The sequence below is a fragment of the Peribacillus sp. FSL P2-0133 genome (genome assembly GCF_037975445.1).
Classification (GTDB): Bacteria; Bacillota; Bacilli; order Bacillales; family DSM-1321; genus Peribacillus; species Peribacillus simplex_E.
On the sequence record NZ_CP150254.1, the window covers coordinates 5,332,298 to 5,348,734 of the forward strand.

The 16,437-nt window shown below is 42.5% G+C and carries 19 protein-coding genes and 1 pseudogene; 7 read left to right on the top strand and 13 right to left on the bottom strand.

All coding sequences use genetic code 11. The features are described from left to right. Positions 1–55: 55 nt before the first annotated feature. On the bottom strand, positions 56–1,561 hold the full coding sequence (locus tag MKY17_RS25820; RefSeq protein WP_098371457.1) for a leucyl aminopeptidase: 1,506 nt from the start codon (positions 1,559–1,561) through the stop codon (positions 56–58). 269 nt (positions 1,562–1,830) lie between these two features. On the opposite strand from MKY17_RS25820, the gene MKY17_RS25825 reads away from it, so the two are divergent. Together MKY17_RS25825 and MKY17_RS25830 are read left to right on the top strand one after the other, a co-directional pair. Next, positions 1,831–2,313, top strand: a complete 483-nt coding sequence (locus MKY17_RS25825; protein WP_098371458.1) for a divergent PAP2 family protein — start codon at positions 1,831–1,833, stop codon at positions 2,311–2,313. A 9-nt stretch (positions 2,314–2,322) separates the two neighbouring features. After that, on the top strand, positions 2,323–3,111 hold the full coding sequence (locus MKY17_RS25830; protein ID WP_098371459.1) for a cobalamin-binding protein: 789 nt from the start codon (positions 2,323–2,325) through the stop codon (positions 3,109–3,111). An 88-nt stretch (positions 3,112–3,199) separates the two neighbouring features. Here MKY17_RS25830 and MKY17_RS25835 read toward each other — a convergent pair whose 3' ends face one another. The 4 genes from MKY17_RS25835 to MKY17_RS25850 all read right to left on the bottom strand — a co-directional run bounded on the left by MKY17_RS25835 (position 3,200) and on the right by MKY17_RS25850 (position 6,358). After that, positions 3,200–3,892 carry a 3D domain-containing protein gene (locus tag MKY17_RS25835; protein WP_098371460.1) on the bottom strand — a complete coding sequence of 231 codons (693 nt, stop codon included), beginning with the start codon at positions 3,890–3,892 and terminating at the stop codon, positions 3,200–3,202. Positions 3,893–4,022: 130 nt separating this feature from the next. Then, the gene (locus MKY17_RS25840; RefSeq protein ID WP_098371461.1) at positions 4,023–4,340 is read right to left on the bottom strand and encodes a YuiB family protein; all 318 of its coding nucleotides are present in this window, start codon (positions 4,338–4,340) and stop codon (positions 4,023–4,025) included. 107 nt (positions 4,341–4,447) lie between these two features. Further along, positions 4,448–4,927, bottom strand: a complete 480-nt coding sequence (locus MKY17_RS25845; RefSeq protein WP_076368524.1) for an NUDIX hydrolase — start codon at positions 4,925–4,927, stop codon at positions 4,448–4,450. A 216-nt stretch (positions 4,928–5,143) separates the two neighbouring features. Further along, positions 5,144–6,358, bottom strand: coding sequence for an NAD(P)/FAD-dependent oxidoreductase (locus MKY17_RS25850; RefSeq protein ID WP_098371462.1), 1,215 nt, complete (start codon positions 6,356–6,358; stop codon positions 5,144–5,146). 475 nt (positions 6,359–6,833) lie between these two features. Between MKY17_RS25850 and MKY17_RS25855 the strand changes: the two genes are divergently transcribed. Then, positions 6,834–7,826, top strand: coding sequence for an NAD(P)/FAD-dependent oxidoreductase (locus tag MKY17_RS25855; RefSeq protein WP_098371463.1), 993 nt, complete (start codon positions 6,834–6,836; stop codon positions 7,824–7,826). A gap of 154 nt (positions 7,827–7,980) precedes the next feature. Next, positions 7,981–8,625 (top strand): SDR family oxidoreductase, encoded by a 645-nt coding sequence (locus MKY17_RS25860; protein WP_098371464.1) that lies wholly within the window; start codon positions 7,981–7,983, stop codon positions 8,623–8,625. A gap of 303 nt (positions 8,626–8,928) precedes the next feature. Here the strand turns inward: MKY17_RS25860 and MKY17_RS25865 are convergent, their stop codons facing one another. Continuing rightward, the gene (locus MKY17_RS25865) at positions 8,929–9,312 is read right to left on the bottom strand and encodes a YkvA family protein (RefSeq protein ID WP_098371465.1); all 384 of its coding nucleotides are present in this window, start codon (positions 9,310–9,312) and stop codon (positions 8,929–8,931) included. A gap of 67 nt (positions 9,313–9,379) precedes the next feature. Here MKY17_RS25865 and MKY17_RS25870 point away from each other — a divergent pair. Further along, positions 9,380–9,532 (top strand): annotated as a pseudogene (locus tag MKY17_RS25870) (hydrolase); the annotation flags it as partial. Positions 9,533–9,642: 110 nt separating this feature from the next. Here the strand turns inward: MKY17_RS25870 and MKY17_RS25875 are convergent. From MKY17_RS25875 to MKY17_RS25885, 3 genes are all read right to left on the bottom strand, one after another. Next, on the bottom strand, positions 9,643–9,801 hold the full coding sequence (locus MKY17_RS25875; RefSeq protein ID WP_179891058.1) for a hypothetical protein: 159 nt from the start codon (positions 9,799–9,801) through the stop codon (positions 9,643–9,645). Positions 9,802–9,958: 157 nt separating this feature from the next. Next, complete coding sequence (locus tag MKY17_RS25880) at positions 9,959–10,321, bottom strand: iron-sulfur cluster assembly accessory protein (RefSeq protein ID WP_098371466.1); 363 nt, start codon at positions 10,319–10,321, stop codon at positions 9,959–9,961. A 208-nt stretch (positions 10,322–10,529) separates the two neighbouring features. Next, positions 10,530–10,766: a YuzB family protein gene (locus MKY17_RS25885; RefSeq protein WP_098371467.1), complete on the bottom strand. Its 237-nt coding sequence runs from the start codon at positions 10,764–10,766 to the stop codon at positions 10,530–10,532. A gap of 286 nt (positions 10,767–11,052) precedes the next feature. Between MKY17_RS25885 and MKY17_RS25890 the strand changes: the two genes are divergently transcribed. Next, complete coding sequence (locus MKY17_RS25890; RefSeq protein ID WP_098371650.1) at positions 11,053–12,120, top strand: NAD(P)/FAD-dependent oxidoreductase; 1,068 nt, start codon at positions 11,053–11,055, stop codon at positions 12,118–12,120. 84 nt (positions 12,121–12,204) lie between these two features. Here the strand turns inward: MKY17_RS25890 and MKY17_RS25895 are convergent, their stop codons facing one another. Next, positions 12,205–12,534 (bottom strand): YuzD family protein, encoded by a 330-nt coding sequence (locus MKY17_RS25895; protein WP_098371468.1) that lies wholly within the window; start codon positions 12,532–12,534, stop codon positions 12,205–12,207. A gap of 166 nt (positions 12,535–12,700) precedes the next feature. Here MKY17_RS25895 and MKY17_RS25900 point away from each other — a divergent pair, with 166 nt between their 5' ends. Beyond that, the gene (locus MKY17_RS25900) at positions 12,701–12,937 is read left to right on the top strand and encodes a NifU family protein (RefSeq protein WP_034310199.1); all 237 of its coding nucleotides are present in this window, start codon (positions 12,701–12,703) and stop codon (positions 12,935–12,937) included. Between the two features lie 192 nt (positions 12,938–13,129). Here MKY17_RS25900 and thrB read toward each other — a convergent pair whose 3' ends face one another. Genes thrB through MKY17_RS25915 form a run of 3 tightly spaced genes read right to left on the bottom strand, consistent with a single transcriptional unit; the run spans position 13,130 to position 16,427 of the window. Beyond that, positions 13,130–14,074, bottom strand: coding sequence for a homoserine kinase (gene thrB / locus MKY17_RS25905; RefSeq protein ID WP_098371469.1), 945 nt, complete (start codon positions 14,072–14,074; stop codon positions 13,130–13,132). Next, on the bottom strand, positions 14,071–15,132 hold the full coding sequence (gene thrC / locus MKY17_RS25910; RefSeq protein WP_098371470.1) for a threonine synthase: 1,062 nt from the start codon (positions 15,130–15,132) through the stop codon (positions 14,071–14,073). The genes thrB and thrC overlap by 4 nt, the downstream gene beginning before the upstream one ends. Further along, on the bottom strand, positions 15,129–16,427 hold the full coding sequence (locus MKY17_RS25915) for a homoserine dehydrogenase (protein ID WP_098371471.1): 1,299 nt from the start codon (positions 16,425–16,427) through the stop codon (positions 15,129–15,131). Before MKY17_RS25915 ends, thrC begins: the two co-directional genes overlap by 4 nt. Positions 16,428–16,437 lie beyond the last annotated feature (10 nt).

The window sequence follows — 16,437 nt, forward strand, 5'->3', positions numbered from 1 at the left end:
CCACACTCTTTTGGTAAAAAAACCGAAGCCTATTTTCGGCTTCGGATATTTGGGTTCATCTTGTTTTCGTTTCAAAGGTTTCAACCAATAGTGCAAGCGTTCGTGCCATGACACCGGTAGCCCCCGCCCTGCACAATTCGGAGCTGCTCGAGGTTGTGGAAGTTCCGGCGATATCCAGATGAACCCACGGAGTGTCTTCAGCAAATTCGCCGATGAAGGCCCCGCCCATGATCGCATGTCCTGCCCCTCCAGGTGAATTATTCAAATCCGCCATTTTACTATTGCGTACCCGTTCTTTATCCTTTTCTGTAATCGGCAATCTCCAAATGGGCTCCCCGGCCTCCTCTGAGGCTTTGACCACTTGCTCATAGAATTCCGTATCATTTGTCATTGCACCCGTCATATCCATGCCCAGCGCCGTTATTACACCGCCCGTTAAAGTGGCAACGTCAATAAGATAGTCAGCACCATGATGTTTAGCGTAAGTCATGGCATCCGCCAAAACCAGCCGGCCTTCCGCATCCGTATTCAATACCTCTATCGTCTTGCCGCTCATGGCAGTGATCACATCATCCGGCTTGAATGCATCACCGCTGATCATGTTATCAGTGGATGGAATGACAGCCACGACATTTTGATCCGGTCCTAATTCGCCGATAATTTCCATTGCACCTAAAACTGCCGCCGCACCGCCCATATCCGTCTTCATCCCAACGATTCCAGCCTTCGTTTTCAATGAGTATCCACCCGTATCGAATGTGATGCCCTTACCGACCAGCCCGATAACATCCTTCCATTCATCCTTACCTTGATACTTCAGGACGATCATTTTCGGAGGCTCGACCGAACCTTTATTGACAGCAAGGAGTGCGCCCATTCCCAACTTGAGCATATCTCCCTTCTCGAGTATCTCCACTTCAAAACCATAACGTTCGCCCAATGCGGATGAATAATCCGCCAAATCCGTGGAAGTCAACAAATTGCCTGGTGTGTTGACCAATGTTCTGGCTGAGTTCGTCGCCCTTCCGAAGATTCTCCCTACATGAAGCGCGGCACCGACCTCTTCTTGATCATATTCACTGTAAACCGTAATCGATTCGAGGCTTTTTTCGACCTGGTTCGATTTTTGCTTATATCCGTCAAATTTATAGGAAGCAAGTTCGAAAGCCTCGGAACAAGCATGCGCTGCGTCCAATGCATCCAGATTTTCAGTCGTGAATGTATCCAAAGCGATCGAAAGAGTCGTAATCTTGGATTCATTAATCGTCTTACGCGCCTTCCCAAACGCTTCGCGGAGGGTTTCAAAGGATAGCTCCTTTTCCTTGCCCAACCCTACAAAAATCAATCTCTTTACGCTTAATTTACCTAATGTATGTATTTTGACCACCGATTTTTTCTTGGAAGAGATTTCTCCGGCTTTCACTAACTCTGTTAGCTGGCCGTCCAATCGTTCATCCGCTTCTTTTCCTATGCCTGTAAATTTTACGGGTCTGTCAAATACGCCTAGAATCAGGCATTCGTCAATCAAATCTATATTCAGGGAACCTTTTACTGTGAACATTCTGCTACCTCCTCCATTCAATTACATTCATTATAACGAAATCTTCAAAAATTTTCGAATAAGGCCCACGTAAATAATAATAAAAAGGGATATTGTTTAGAATGGGTGACTTTAGAGTAATAGTATAAGAAAGATCATATTTTGCTATTACCAGCAGGGAATCGACAGGACTGAATGGAACTAATAATAAGGGCCTTATTCCGAGCAGGATGTATTTACCCAGATATGGATTTCATCTTTACTTATAACTAGAAAGAAGGCTGATACTCTTGGAATTATTACTCAACTTCCCTTTAATCGCAGCATTGATTGCCATTTTCTTTGCTCAATTCATTAAAGTGCCCATCCACTTCATAGCATTTCGTAAAGTGAACTGGTCACTCATTAACTCCACAGGCGGTATGCCAAGCTCCCACTCTGCGGCCGTGTCAGCCCTAACCGTAGCGGTAGGGATCGAAACCGGAATGGATTCCCCTGTATTTGCGGTTGCCACGATCTTTGCAGTCATCACGATGTTCGATGCGACAGGAGTGAGACGGCAGGCAGGAGAACAGGCAGCCGTCTTGAACCAGCTCGTTACCGACTTCAATACATTTGTCGAGCAAGCAAAGAACTGGCAGAAAAAAGAAGATAAACAGAAACAGCAACAATTAAAGGAACTGTTGGGCCATAAGCCAATCGAGGTATTTTTCGGAGCCTTGACCGGAGTATTCATTGCACTGGCACTTCACTTTTTCATCTTTCAAGGGTAGGTGTTCAATTTGAAAATAATCTCTCTTTGCCCCAGCAATACGGAACTATGCACATATCTAGGGATTGAAGATCAGCTGATCGCCATCGATGACTACTCTGATTGGCCTGAAACCATACAGCACCTTCCTAAGGTTGGGCCCGATTTATCGATCGACATCGATCATGTTGAATCACTAAAACCCGATTTGGTGCTGGCTTCACTGAGTGTACCGGGCATGGAAAAAAATATTGAGGGGTTAAAAGAACGGAACATCCCCCATATCATCTTCAACCCGCAATCACTTGAAGATATCGCAAAAGATTTACTGACCTTGGGCGAGGCCATGGATCTTAAGGAAAAAGCAGAGGAACAGGCTGCCAAATTCCGTGATGCCATCCTTCAATATAAAAACGTCGCCGACAAAATCGAAACAAAGCCGTCCCTGTATTGGGAATGGTGGCCTAATCCCTTATTCAGCCCAGGGGGAGTTAATTGGTTATCCGAGATCAGCACGCTTGCGGGAGGATATAACCTTTTCGAAGATGTAGACATGGCAAGCATTCAAGTCACTTCCGAAGATGTCCAAAAAAAGGATCCCGACCATATTTGCTTAGCTTGGGTCGGTGTCCCTTTACGAAAAGTAAACCCAGAGCTGGTCAAGAAACGGAAAGGGTGGTCTGATATGAAGGCCGTCCGGAATAACAATATTCACATCATGGAAGAACCATTATTCTGCCGGCCTTCTCCGCGTTTGCTGGATGGTCTTTACAAATTGGCAAAGACCCTGCATCCTGAAGCCTACAAAAGCATGGCCTAAGGGCGTCCCAACTGAAACAGACAATCAAAAAGGCTGCCTCAATCGAGGCAGCCTTTCACCTTCACTTTCTCCGATTGTCCATCAATCATTAAAAAGCAAAGGAAGCTACATTCTCGTTCAATGTTTTCTCAGCAATTTTCGGCTTGAATACCTGCTTGATCTTGGTTTCATTCAACTTGCTTAACTGCTCTTCAGATAACTCGCCATTCCCTTTTTGCACAACATATACTTCAAGGGTTTTCTTGCCCCAGTTCTCGTATACATCTTGTACCGTTTCGTAGTATAGGTCCAGGTGGTTTCCTTTGATCGCACCGCCCTTGTCCGCTACAACCCCATAACCATAGCCCGGAATCCAAAGTATGGTTCCGAGAGGGAATACGGCAAGATCGGCGGCAATGGTGGAAAACAGATCCCGTTTCACCTTCACCCCTGAATAAGTGATTCCATAGGATGGGCTTTCCGGGTACTTTCCTGTCGATTCATACCCTGCTGTATATCCTGTAGCCAAAACTTCATGCTTCGGGTATTTCGAGAGCTCGATTGCCTCCGCTATCGTCGTGGGACCATTGCTCGTGGATGCCGATGCCATTAGCGTTGCCACTTGACCTCCACTATGGATCGCTTTATATTCGAGACCAAGCATTCGATGTTGTCTCATTGCCTCGTCAAAAGGATGATCTTCAGGCACAGCCCCAAAAACATGATTTAAGGTTGATTCGATGGCCAAGATAAATAATATGATAATAGCAACCCTCAAAAATAATGCCTTTACAATCTTCATATGTATTAATTCCACTCCTCTCACAAGGATATTTGTTCCCTTTCCAGAGTGAAAGTATTCATAAAGCATGGAAAGATCCAATTTTTCTTACAAAAAAAGAACCGTCCATAAATGACGGCCCTTTCCATTATCAAAACATTTGATATCCTTTTTTCCTTAGAATCCTGATGACCACACCCGCTAAAACCGCGCCAAGCAGCCCGCTTGATAAAATAATGATGTCTGCCGTATGAAGGGATGTAAGGCTTGTTCCAAGATTGGAAAAAGAGATTCCCGGATTTCTAAAATATTCTATTAGCTTTGTTTCATTGACAATGATGATGAAGACGATTGGAAATAAGATGACCATGATCCAAGAAGAGCGAAAGAGCATATTCAGCAAAAAGCCAATTCCGAAAAACAATATGAAAAATAAGAGTATTGAGATAATTAAAACAGGCAATGGCATGTTATTCTTGACCCTCCTTAAAAGCGACACCTTTAGTTTACTGAAAAAATAATTGCTGCGTCAACGACTTATACCAAATAATGCCGAAGAAAAGATAATTACCCAAATTACATGAATAATTTATATGATGTATATCCAAATTGATCTCCCGGGTTCAACCCGTCAAGCATCGTCTGCATTCTTTCCTTTTTAAAAGCTAAAAGCTGTTCTAATAGTAAAGATTGCTTCCCCTCCTGCATGAGTAAATCAGGGTCATAAAATTTAGCTTCATATAATTCATCCAATTGAGCGGTTACTTCAAAACTGACCGGTTTAAGTAAAAATATCAACATATTATCACTTATATCCCCTTTGATGACTCCGCTTCTCACTCCTACAATGCCTTCGATTTCTGTTTGAATACCCGTCTCCTCCAACACTTCCCGTACGACAGCTTCATCAACGGTTTCATCATTTTTGACAAAACCTGCCGGAAGCGACCATTGCCCTTTCAATCCGCCATACCTTTTATTCACGACCAGCCACTCACCTTTATCAGATATCACAAGGCCGGACACTGCCAGCCAAACATTTTTGCATCGTTCCAAAATCCTTCCCCCACATTCTTTATAATTAGTGTAAACTCCAAACAGTGCCAAAGGTAAGGACTTTCTTGATGCAGCTTCATCATTCTTATCCCCATTATATTCCACTTAAGAAAAGTGCATTCTCCACTATGACACACTCATCGATGGATGAGATTCGAATGAAAAAGCCATTCAGGGACAATCCCCAAATGGCCATTATTTTATATACCGAAAAAATTAAAGGACGTTGAATTTACCTTTTTTTGCAACAAGGGAAGCTCCGCCAATCAATAACAATGCTCTGTTATCAACCATTTTCTTCATGAATGATGCAGTCTTACCTGTAACTTTCTTGCCGAAAACAACACCAATCGCGTTGTCTTCACCAAGTGAACATACCGTTCCTTTGTTTTCGAAAGTGAACGTTTCAAGGTCGCTTTCATTACGAACCAATTTAGTCAGGTTCTTCGCAATGACCTCACCTTGCTGCATAGCGATTTGGGCAGTAGGTGGATATGGACGATTAATTTCCTCGTTGATGATCAAAGCGCAATCCCCCACAATGAAAATATCGTCATGACCCGGTGCCCGCATGTCAAGGTTCACTTTGATACGTCCGCGCATAGCTTCAAAACCGGAAGCCTCTATCACGGAGTTTCCACGTACGCCAGCTGCCCATACAACGGTCCCCGCTTTGATTTCTTCCACTTCATCTTCGCCTTTTGCCACGATGATGCCTTCGGGAGTCGCCCCCTTGATCGGTGTACCGATCTTGAATTCCACACCTTTTTTCTCAAGGTAAGATACTGCATAATCCACCAATTCCGGATCGAAGCCAGGGAGGACGGCTGGTGCTGCCTCCACACAGTACATACGGACCTTTTGGAAATCGATGTCGTATTCTTTACAAAGTTGAGGGACACGGTTAGCCAATTCGCCAAGGAATTCGATACCCGTAAATCCTGCTCCTCCAACAACGATCGTCAAGCGGTCTTCATTCTTCTCGACCTCAGTACTGTACGTGGCGAATTGCAATTGGATATGGTCACGGATTTTTCGTGCAGTGTTCACGTTAGAGATAGAGAAAGCATATTCTTTTAGCCCTTGGATTCCAAATGTTTCCGATTCTGGTCCAAGTCCAATCACTAAGTAATCATAAGAAATTTCGTCGTTTTCAAGGATGACTTTTTTGTTCTCTGTTTTCACTTCCAAAACAGAGTCCTGGATGAATTTAACTTTGCTGTTAATGACACTTTTGATTGGATAGCGCACACGATCATGATGTAGAGTTCCAGCGGATGCTTCATGCAGCCATGTTGTTTCATAGTGGTAATCATTTTTGTTAACTAATACGATTTCTGCTTCATTTTGACCTAATGCCTTCTGTAAGCGAGTAACAGTCATCAATCCACCATAACCTGCTCCCAAAACAACGATAGTTGGCTTTTTCAAAAGTATTCGTCCACCTTTACGATATTTTCTTGTGATGCTTTCCATAACTAAAATATATTGTCTATCTTATTAATTTCCATTATAAAAAGCACTCTTATACATTTGTGACGTATTTCACGTAACACTTCATAAATGTCATAAAAAATTCATAAAAATTTTACCAAATGATGTATAAGTAAATATTAGTCTTTTTCCATACCTTTTTCAAGTAACAAACCGAACTTTTTCGGGTTAAAATAAAGCCAAAAAGCGTTACTTTTCACCCAGTTCCGAACCATATTTAAACGATATGCTTAACATTGGTAAAGAGTAATTTTACCCACTTTTGAAAGAGAATAAAGAACATTCATCATAAAACCGCCTATATATAGTCAAAACTTTCTCACTTTTCTAACTTTACCCGTTTTTTAAAAGATCATCTATGTTAAAATAAGAGAATAAATTTCAGCAAACCTAGTATATCGGAGGGATAACGTTGGAAGTTAATGAAAAAGTTTATGATATTACCATCATTGGCGGAGGCCCAGTTGGATTATTCACTGCATTTTATGGGGGAATGAGACAGGCATCCGTAAAAATCATCGAGAGCCTACCACAATTAGGCGGACAATTGTCGGCCCTTTATCCTGAGAAATACATCTATGATATCGCTGGTTTCCCCAAAGTGCGCGCTCAGGAGCTAGTGAATAATTTGAAAGAACAAATGGCAAAGTTCGAGCAGGATGTTGTCCTGGAGCAGGCCGTTCAAGAAGTGGAAAAGCAAGCCGATGGAGTTTTCAAGTTAACGACTGATAAAGAAATCCATTACTCCAAAACGATTATCATCACAGCTGGGAATGGGGCTTTCCAACCCCGCCGCATCGAAATTGATGATGCAAAAAAATATGAAAGCAGTAACCTTCACTATTTCATCGATGACCTCAATCATTTTGCCGGCAAAAAAGTGGTGGTCTTCGGAGGTGGAGATTCAGCAGTGGACTGGGCCCTGATGCTGGAGCCTATCGCCGAGAAAGTGAGCATCATACACAGAAGGGATAAATTCCGTGCCCACGAACATAGTGTAGAAACACTTAAAGATTCAAAAGTTGAAATAAAGACTCCATACATACCTTCAGAGTTGATTGGTACAGGCGGACGGATCCATACAATTGTCATCAAGGATACAAATGGTGAAGATACAGAGACGATGGAGGTAGATGCAGTCATCGTCAACTACGGCTTCGTTTCTTCCCTTGGTCCCATTAAGGAATGGGGACTCGATATCCAGAAGAACAGTATTTTGGTGAATTCCAGAATGGAAACGAATATCCCGGGAATTTATGCAGCAGGTGATATTGCAACATATGATGGCAAAGTAAAATTGATTGCAAGTGGTTTTGGTGAGGCACCCACTGCCGTCAATCACGCCAAACAATATATTGACCCAAAAGCCAAAGTTCAGCCGATGCACAGCTCTTCCATGTTTTAAAATCACGCAAAAACCCGGCTTTCACAGCCGGGTTTTTTGTTGTCCCCAATTCGATGATTGTGGATAACTTATTTCCATTAGTTATCCACAGTGCTTATCCTTGTCATTCTAAGGGTAAAGAGTAGGATAAGCCATGAAAGGGGAATGCACATATATGAATATTTTAATTGCAGGAGCCAACGGAACGACCGGAAAACAGATCATTGGGGAATTATCAAAAAATCCGCATATGATTGTATACGGGATGATCCGGAAAGAGGAACAGGCTCAAACGATAAAAGAACTCGGCGGGCATCCAATCCTTGCAGATTTAGAGGGAAATGTGGATAAAGCAGTGGATAACATGGAAGCCATCATTTTTGCCGCCGGATCTGGACCAAAAACAGGGCCGGATAAAACGACAGCTGTGGATAAGAATGGAGCCATTAAACTAGTTGATGCCGCCAAGAAGAAGGGTATCAAACGTTTTGTCATGTTAAGCTCTGTCGGTTCTGATAATCCGGAACAAGCCCAAGCAGGAATGCGACATTATCTCGAAGTAAAGCATGATGCCGATGAACATTTAAAAGCAAGCGGGCTGACATACACGATTGTCCGGGCGGTTGCTTTGACAAATGAACAAGCCATCGGAAAAATCTTTGCGGATGAGAAAGTGGATCATACTAATAAATCCATTCCAAGGGCCGATGTCGCCGCCGTTCTTGCCCAATCAGTCACAGAGGAAAAAACATTCAATAAAACTTTCGAGATTTTCAGCGGCACCCTCCCAATCAAAGAGGCCCTGTACAATATCAACTAAACATTAAAAAGGGGACACTTGTTAAAGTGCCCCTGGACTAGACTGTAGACAAATTCAAAGAAAAGCGAGTTTTCCTACAGTTTTTTCTATAAAAACGTGTTAGTTGATTTCAGAAATCAGCTCCCTTTCCGCCGACTGTCTGCCAAGCCTCCTCGAGCAAGCGTCTGTAGATCCTCCCACCTAAGTAGTAAATGCTAGTTTCTATATCTGTCTGTAATTTTCCTTCTTGAAGTAACCTGCTCCTTTAGTTCCGTAAGAAAAAACGTTGCCGCAGCAACCTCACTTATTGAAGTAAAGCATCCGTTAGTTCATTAAGCGATAAATATTTATAATAGCCCATATTATAATCAAGCCCCAAATCAATACTATTATAGAGCCCACTATCCAATTCTTCGGCTTACCGTTTTTCATCATTTCCTCTGCCTTAACTTCACAGTCGGTTAATACATTCTTTGGTATCAGCTTTAATGCAATCATTATCCCTATCGGAACGAGAATTACATCGTCTAAGTAGCCAAGAATGGGTATAAAATCAGGTATTAGGTCAATCGGACTGAATGCATAAGCTACAACACAAGCCGTAAATACTTTTGCATACCAAGGCACTCTTGCATCTTTACAAGCAAAGTAAAGGATAAAAATCTGTCGTTTTAGATCCCTCGCCCAAGTTTTAATTTTTTTGAACATTTTATCTCCTAATAATCGTTAAGATTTTATTTTCATTATAACAAAATAAAATTTACTAAGGAGTCCTGGTACAGAAGTAGACGTTTTTTTATCTGGAGGCACAGTTCTTGAAGATGTTATCTTCCGTGCCTTTGACAACAATACTTGTTGTGCCCGATTCGGAGACGAAGAGAACGAACCTGGTACTGTCATTTACATCCAAGCCCTTCGCATCGAGTAATAACATTTAGGGGGATCCTTCATTTTTGAAGGATCTTCATTTATTAAAGACACCGTATTGAAGTAATTTTCCTCGTCAAGCCATCCGGTAAATTAACGCCATGTGTTCGGTTAATCATCACGTATCCTATCCCGGATACCTTCACCGATCTTTGCAGTAATAAAGTAGTTCCACGCAGGCTCTAGCGCCATCGGCTGGATATCGGATGTGACGTTCGCACGCTTGGCAACCTTAGCCCTTCGCTGCTTGATTTCCCTTTCTTCGGACATAAAAAAGACGCCTCCCAACGTATCGTTAAATACGTCAAGAAGCGTCAAATATATGAGTTGATATCGAATTAGCTAGGGGTTTAGAACGTAACCCTCCGAAGAGTAAATACGTAATCCCCATCGTTTAACTTACCGATCACTGACCGTCAGCCAACCGTTAGCAATTCTCCGGCGTACCGGCATTTTTTGCCGTTTTGAAGGAAGACCCGCAACCGCATGAAGCGATAGCATTTGGGTTTTCGATCGTAAAGCCTCCGCCCATCATCGTTTGTTTATAATCAATTACCGTTCCATTCAATATATCTGCATCCTCGGCATTAACAAGGATCTTAATTTCAAACTGTTCCAGCTGGCTATCTTTATCCCCAGGCTCTTGTTCAAAACCCATTCCGTAGGATAATCCGCTGCAGCCTCCGCCTTTAACGGCCACTCTTAAAAATGAACCTTCTTCGCCATTATGTTTCATCATTTCTTTTATCTGAAAAGCGGCAGCTTCCGTTATTTGAACAACTTCACTCACAATAAATCCCTCCTTCTTCTGATATGTGAGATAGAACTATTTCTCTTTATAGTATATACCAAAGAAATTCCCACGCTCAATTTTCCAGCTTGAAAATATTCATATTCCCCCACCTATTTTACCAAAAAATTAGTTTATACTAATGCTGCAAAACTAAGTAAAAAGGCTGTTCCATCGAGGAACAGCCTTTTTACTTCGCCATTGATGATTAGAACATTTCATATTCATCAATGTACTTATATATTTTATCCACCAATTCATCCGTTGTGTCACCAAAAACCACTTCACCGTTTACAAGAGCATATAAGTTACTGGAGCATCTGCCGCAATATCCCAGACAACCATATTCTATGATATCTAAATTCGGATCCCGCTCCAATCTTTCCAGAGCCTCCTGAGCGCCACTGGCCAGATTGCTTACACAAAATTCAATAATCGGGTACATTGTTTCACCTCACAGTTACTAACAAACCATCTTATTACTTTTCCCGTATACAGTCAATATTTACGCATAAAAAATCAGCCGATTTCAAGATATCGGTTGTGATTTCCTTTTATATTCGTTATACTTTTGTCGGGGTACGTAAAAAAAGAAAATTATCTAATTTTTTATTCTTGTTACTAATTGGGGTATATATATTTATTTAAACTTTAAAGGGGACCATTTGGGGGAATCCTATAGTTAAATGCTTATCAAATTTTCAAGAGATCAAATAAAGGGGAAAAATCATATGAAGAATCTAGTCATACTTGGTGGCGGGTATGGTGGTATGCGCATGTTGCAAAGATTGCTGCCTAATCAGCTTCCTGAAAATGTGAGCATCACGCTTATCGACCGTAATCCTTATCACTGCTTAAAAACGGAATATTATGCTTTAGCAGCAGGTACCATTCCAGATCAGCACATCCGTGTTGCATTTCCTGAACATCCTCGCTTGAAGAACGTATACGGAGAAGTACTTTCCATCGATATGGAAAATAAACAGGTCATTATAGAAAATCAAGATCCTGTCGTTTATGATGATTTAGTCATTGGCCTTGGCTGCGAAGATAAATACCACGATATTCCTGGTGCAGACACACATACTTACAGTATCCAAACAATCGATAAATCACGAAGCACATATTCAGCTTTGAATAATTTAGGTGCTGGTGCAACCGTTTCTATCGTTGGTGGCGGACTGAGTGGTGTTGAGCTTGCAAGTGAATTGATTGAAAGCCGTTCAGATTTAAACGTTAAGCTATTCGACCGTGGACCGCATATTCTATCTGCATTCCCAGAAAGATTAAGTACTTTTGTTGAATCATGGTTCGATAAACATACAATCGAGATCGTCCATCATTCAAATATAACGAAAGTTGAGCCAAACCTTCTTTATAATGGCGACGAAGCCGTTCAAAGCGACGTCATCGTATGGACAGCTGGAATTCAGCCAAGTAAGATCATCCGCGATATGGATATTGAAAAGGACCGTCAAGGAAGAGCTGTTCTGACTCCTCAGCATTTCCTACCTAATGATGACAGCATCTTTGTCGTCGGTGACTGTGCGAGCCTGCCTCATGCGCCTAGTGCTCAATTAGCGGAGTCCCAAGCAGAGCAAATCGTCCAAGTTCTTGTGAAGAAATGGGCAAATGAACCACTTCCGGAAAGCTTCCCTACAATGAAATTAAAAGGAACATTAGGTTCCCTTGGGAAGAAACAAGGTTTTGGTCTTGTTGCAAATCGCCCAATCACAGGCAGAGTGGCACGCCTAATGAAATCAGGCATCCTCTGGATGTATAAATACCATAACGGTTGATTCCAACCCATGATACAGTTAAACTGACCCAATGAGCTGCATGCAGCTCATTAGGTCAGTTTTTCTTATTTCTTCCATTATATATCACACTTGCATCGTATATCCGTATTTTTCCATTGTTTCCACCACTTTTTTGAGACGCACATTTCCTTCTGCAATGATTTCACCTTCGATGAGGACCAGTGGATAAAACAAATCTTCTTCGATCATCTTCGCGGCAAAGTTCTTTTGCTTCAGCGTTTCTGGGGGATTATACATATCTATATAGGATATTTTGAATTTCTGCTCAGGAAACTTTCTCGTTAAAGCGGCTTCAAGCCACTCACAGGTATCTTTCGAAGAAGGGAGATTCACACAACTCGCGCAAATTTGCTCCGCTCCATACACTTCTATCTCAATTTCTTTAATTACCATACTCTTCCTCCTTCATTTTAGTATATTTGCTTCATTTTGAATAATGTTTAAAAACTTCACCTGTTTCCATCATACCAGAATAATATAGATTATATTTCCGCAAAGTTACAGTTGGATTTTTTACTACCTTCGCTTTATAATATGATTAGGAAAGGAGTCGATTGCAATGTCTGAACAAACAATGGAAGTTCAAGTTCAAGAAGTCCTAGATAAGCTTCGTCCGTTTCTTCTTCGTGATGGCGGTGACTGTGAACTAGTTGACGTAGAAGATGGAATTGTAAAATTACGATTACTAGGAGCCTGCGGAAGCTGTCCTAGTTCGACCATTACGCTAAAAGCTGGGATTGAGCGTGCCCTTCTTGAAGAAGTTCCTGGTGTAGTGGAAGTTGAACAAGTTTTCTAATAGCCCTTTAAATAACATGCAGCGTATAGATGAAGGATTACTTCATCTATACACGTTCAACCTTTTTCATGCAGGCCGGAACTTTTCCTGGTCTGTAATAAAAATAAAGCTGACTCGGCTTTTGCCCTATCAAATGAATTGATACGGCTTGACGCGAGTCAGCTTTTTTATTGGACGGTATATGAACATGGCTTACGATTCCAAAAATTTCAATTCCTTTTTTTCCTGTTCTGAAAGGATTGCCGTATAACTGCCATCATTATCGATTTCCAATTCTTTCACAAGAAATTCCGGAAACCTTTCCTTCAATCCAGTGAGCAAACTTTCACTTTTTTCTGCCGATGCCAAGCATAAAACAGTTGGTCCTGCTCCGCTTAGTGCTGCACCAAATCCGCCTTCATTAAGGACAACTTCTTCTATAAGCGCTAAATGAGGGACCAACTCCGCCCTATATGGTTGATGGAAGCGATCACTTTGCATCATTTCACCAACAAGCTTCCAATCTTTTGATAGAACTCCCGCCAGCAAAACATTTGCGGCTGCACTTCCGCTTATCGCATCTTTATAGGAAAGCGAATTCGGAAGGACATTTCTTGAATCCTCAGTAAGCAATTCAAAATTGGGAATGACAGCTATCACCTTAACTCCCTCGATCGGAAACGACACGACATCCGTTCTTTCATCCGTATGAAGGCCCACGACCAATCCACCATACACAGATGCCCCCGCATTATCCGGATGCCCTTCAAAAAGGGAAGCATGCCTATTCTTTTCATCATCGGATAAATGAAGTTCACCAACGATGTTCGCCAATTCAATCCCCGCCACAATGGCAGAGGCACTGCTTCCAAGACCCCGAGCCAGCGGAATTTCGCTTGAGACGAAAAGCCGGCATGGGGATAGTTCCTTTCCATAGGAAGCCGCCGTTTCCTTGGCAATCTGGACGATATAATTACGATCATCCCTTGGAAAAACAGACATTTCCTCTGAAAGTGGAACGACTTCCCAATGATCTGATGAAGATCCATGTATTTCCAAGTAAAGACCTAACGCCAAGCCGATGGAATCGAATCCTGGGCCTAAGTTGGCCGTACTTGCTGGTACACGGATCAAGAACATCTCCGATTCTGCACTCATGCCTGCTTCACACCCTGCAGATGTTCTAAAATGACTTCTTCATCCATTGGCAGCAATGTCGGTTGAATCGTGCTTGTATCGACTGCCACATTCGGATCTTTCAATCCATTTCCAGTCAATACAGCAACAACCTTACTTCCTTTTTTGATTTCACCGCTTTTTAGTTGTTTATAGATACCTGCAATGGAAGCACAAGATGCCGGCTCTGCAAATACCCCTTCTTTTTTAGCAAGGAAATGATAAGCTTCCAGAATTTCTTCGTCTGTCACCTCATCGATTTTGCCTTTGGATTCATTTGCTGCTTCAACAGCAAAGTTCCAACTTGCAGGATTTCCAATCCGGATGGCTGTTGCAATCGTTTCTGGATTTTCAATGATGCTATCCCGGACAATCGCAGCCGCACCTTCAGCTTCGAACCCTCTCATTTCAGGAAGGCCCGTTTGTTTCGATTCGTTATATTCTTTAAACCCTTTCCAGTAAGCAGTTATATTACCTGCATTCCCGACAGGAAGAGCCAAAATATCCGGTGCCGAGCCGAGTGCATCACAAATTTCGAAAGCCGCTGTCTTCTGCCCTTCAATCCGGTATGGGTTGACCGAATTCACAAGAGTTATCGGTGAGCTCTCACTAAGCGAACGGACGATTTTTAAAGCCTGGTCGAAGTTCCCTTCGATCGAGATGATTTCCGCTCCATACATAACGGCTTGGGCAAGCTTGCCCATAGCAATTTTACCTTCCGGGATGACAACGATACAGCGCAGGTTGGCACGGGCCGCATAAGCTGCTGCAGCTGCTGATGTATTCCCGGTGGAAGCACAGATGATCGTGTCGCTGCCCTCTTCTATCGCTTTGGCGACGGCCATGACCATTCCGCGATCTTTAAACGACCCAGTTGGATTTGCCCCTTCGTATTTTACATGTAAGTCGATTCCCCACTCTTCGGATAATCGATTCAGTCTGATTAAAGGTGTATTCCCTTCCAAAAGGGTTAGTGCAGGTGTGTTTTCATTAACGGGTAAAAAATCTTTATACGTGCTTATAAGTCCTTGCCAGCTCATTTGATGTCCTCTCCTTCAACTCTGTATGTGCTTTTCACTTCTCTTACCATATTGTAATCATTTAATTTCTGTATTATTTGCTCAAATGCAGCCTTTGTGGCAGTATGCGTAACCAATACGATTTCGGAAGATTCCTTTTCATCCAGAGGCAATTGAAGGATTTTATCGAATCCTACGCCATGCTCGGCAAATAAATTCGTGATTTTGGCTAAAACGCCAACTTCATCTTGAACATGTAATCGAATGAAGAACTTAGCGAAAATCTCAGTCGCATCTTTTAATTGTTTCGGGAACTGAGGTGAAACGGCACTGCGGCCATTTACGCCCAGCCTCATATTCTTGATGACGGTCACCATATCCGAAACGACTGCAGTCGCAGTAGGAAGACTGCCAGCCCCCGGTCCGTAAAACATCGTTTCCCCTACGGCTTCCCCATAAACGTATACCGCATTATACTCATTATTTACTGATGCTAACGGATGTTCTTCAGGAAGAAGTGCAGGCTGGACACTTACTTCGACCCTATCCCCTGCCCTCGAAGCGACGCCGATCAATTTCATTGTATAACCAAGCTTCTTACTATATCTCAAATCCTCTTCGGATATCTCGGTAATGCCCTGTACCTCAACATCATTCAAGCCAATGTTCATGGAGAATCCGAGTGTGGAAAGAATCGCCATTTTACGGGCCGCATCCAAACCTCCTACATCGGCAGTCGGATCGGCTTCAGCAAATCCCAGCTCCTGAGCTTCCTTCAATACGTCATCATAAGCTCTGCCTTCCTTGCTCATTTTCGTTAGTATGAAGTTTGTCGTTCCATTGACGATTCCCATCATTTTCGTGATGCGGTCAGAAGATAGTCCATCCACAAGTCCGCGTAAAATCGGAATTCCCCCTGCAACACTTGCTTCATAGAACAAATCACATTGATTCTCGGTGGCCAATTCCAGCAATTCCGGTCCATATAAAGCCATTAGGTCTTTATTGGCCGTAACGATATGCTTTTTATTCTTTATTGCCTCTATCAGATAACCGCGTGTTTCTTCGATTCCACCCATCACTTCTATTACAACATCAATCTCGGGATTCGAAAGGATATCCTCAGGATTGTCAGTTAACATACCTTTATCGATCTCGACAAGCCTCTCCTTCGTCGTGTCCTTGACTAGTATCTTCTTAACGGATATGGAACAGCCCACTTGGTGCATGAGCTTGTCCTGATGGCTTTCAATGATTTGTACGACTCCTGATCCAACTGTACCTAACCCCAATAAACCGATCGAGATGGCTTTCATATTTTGGTTC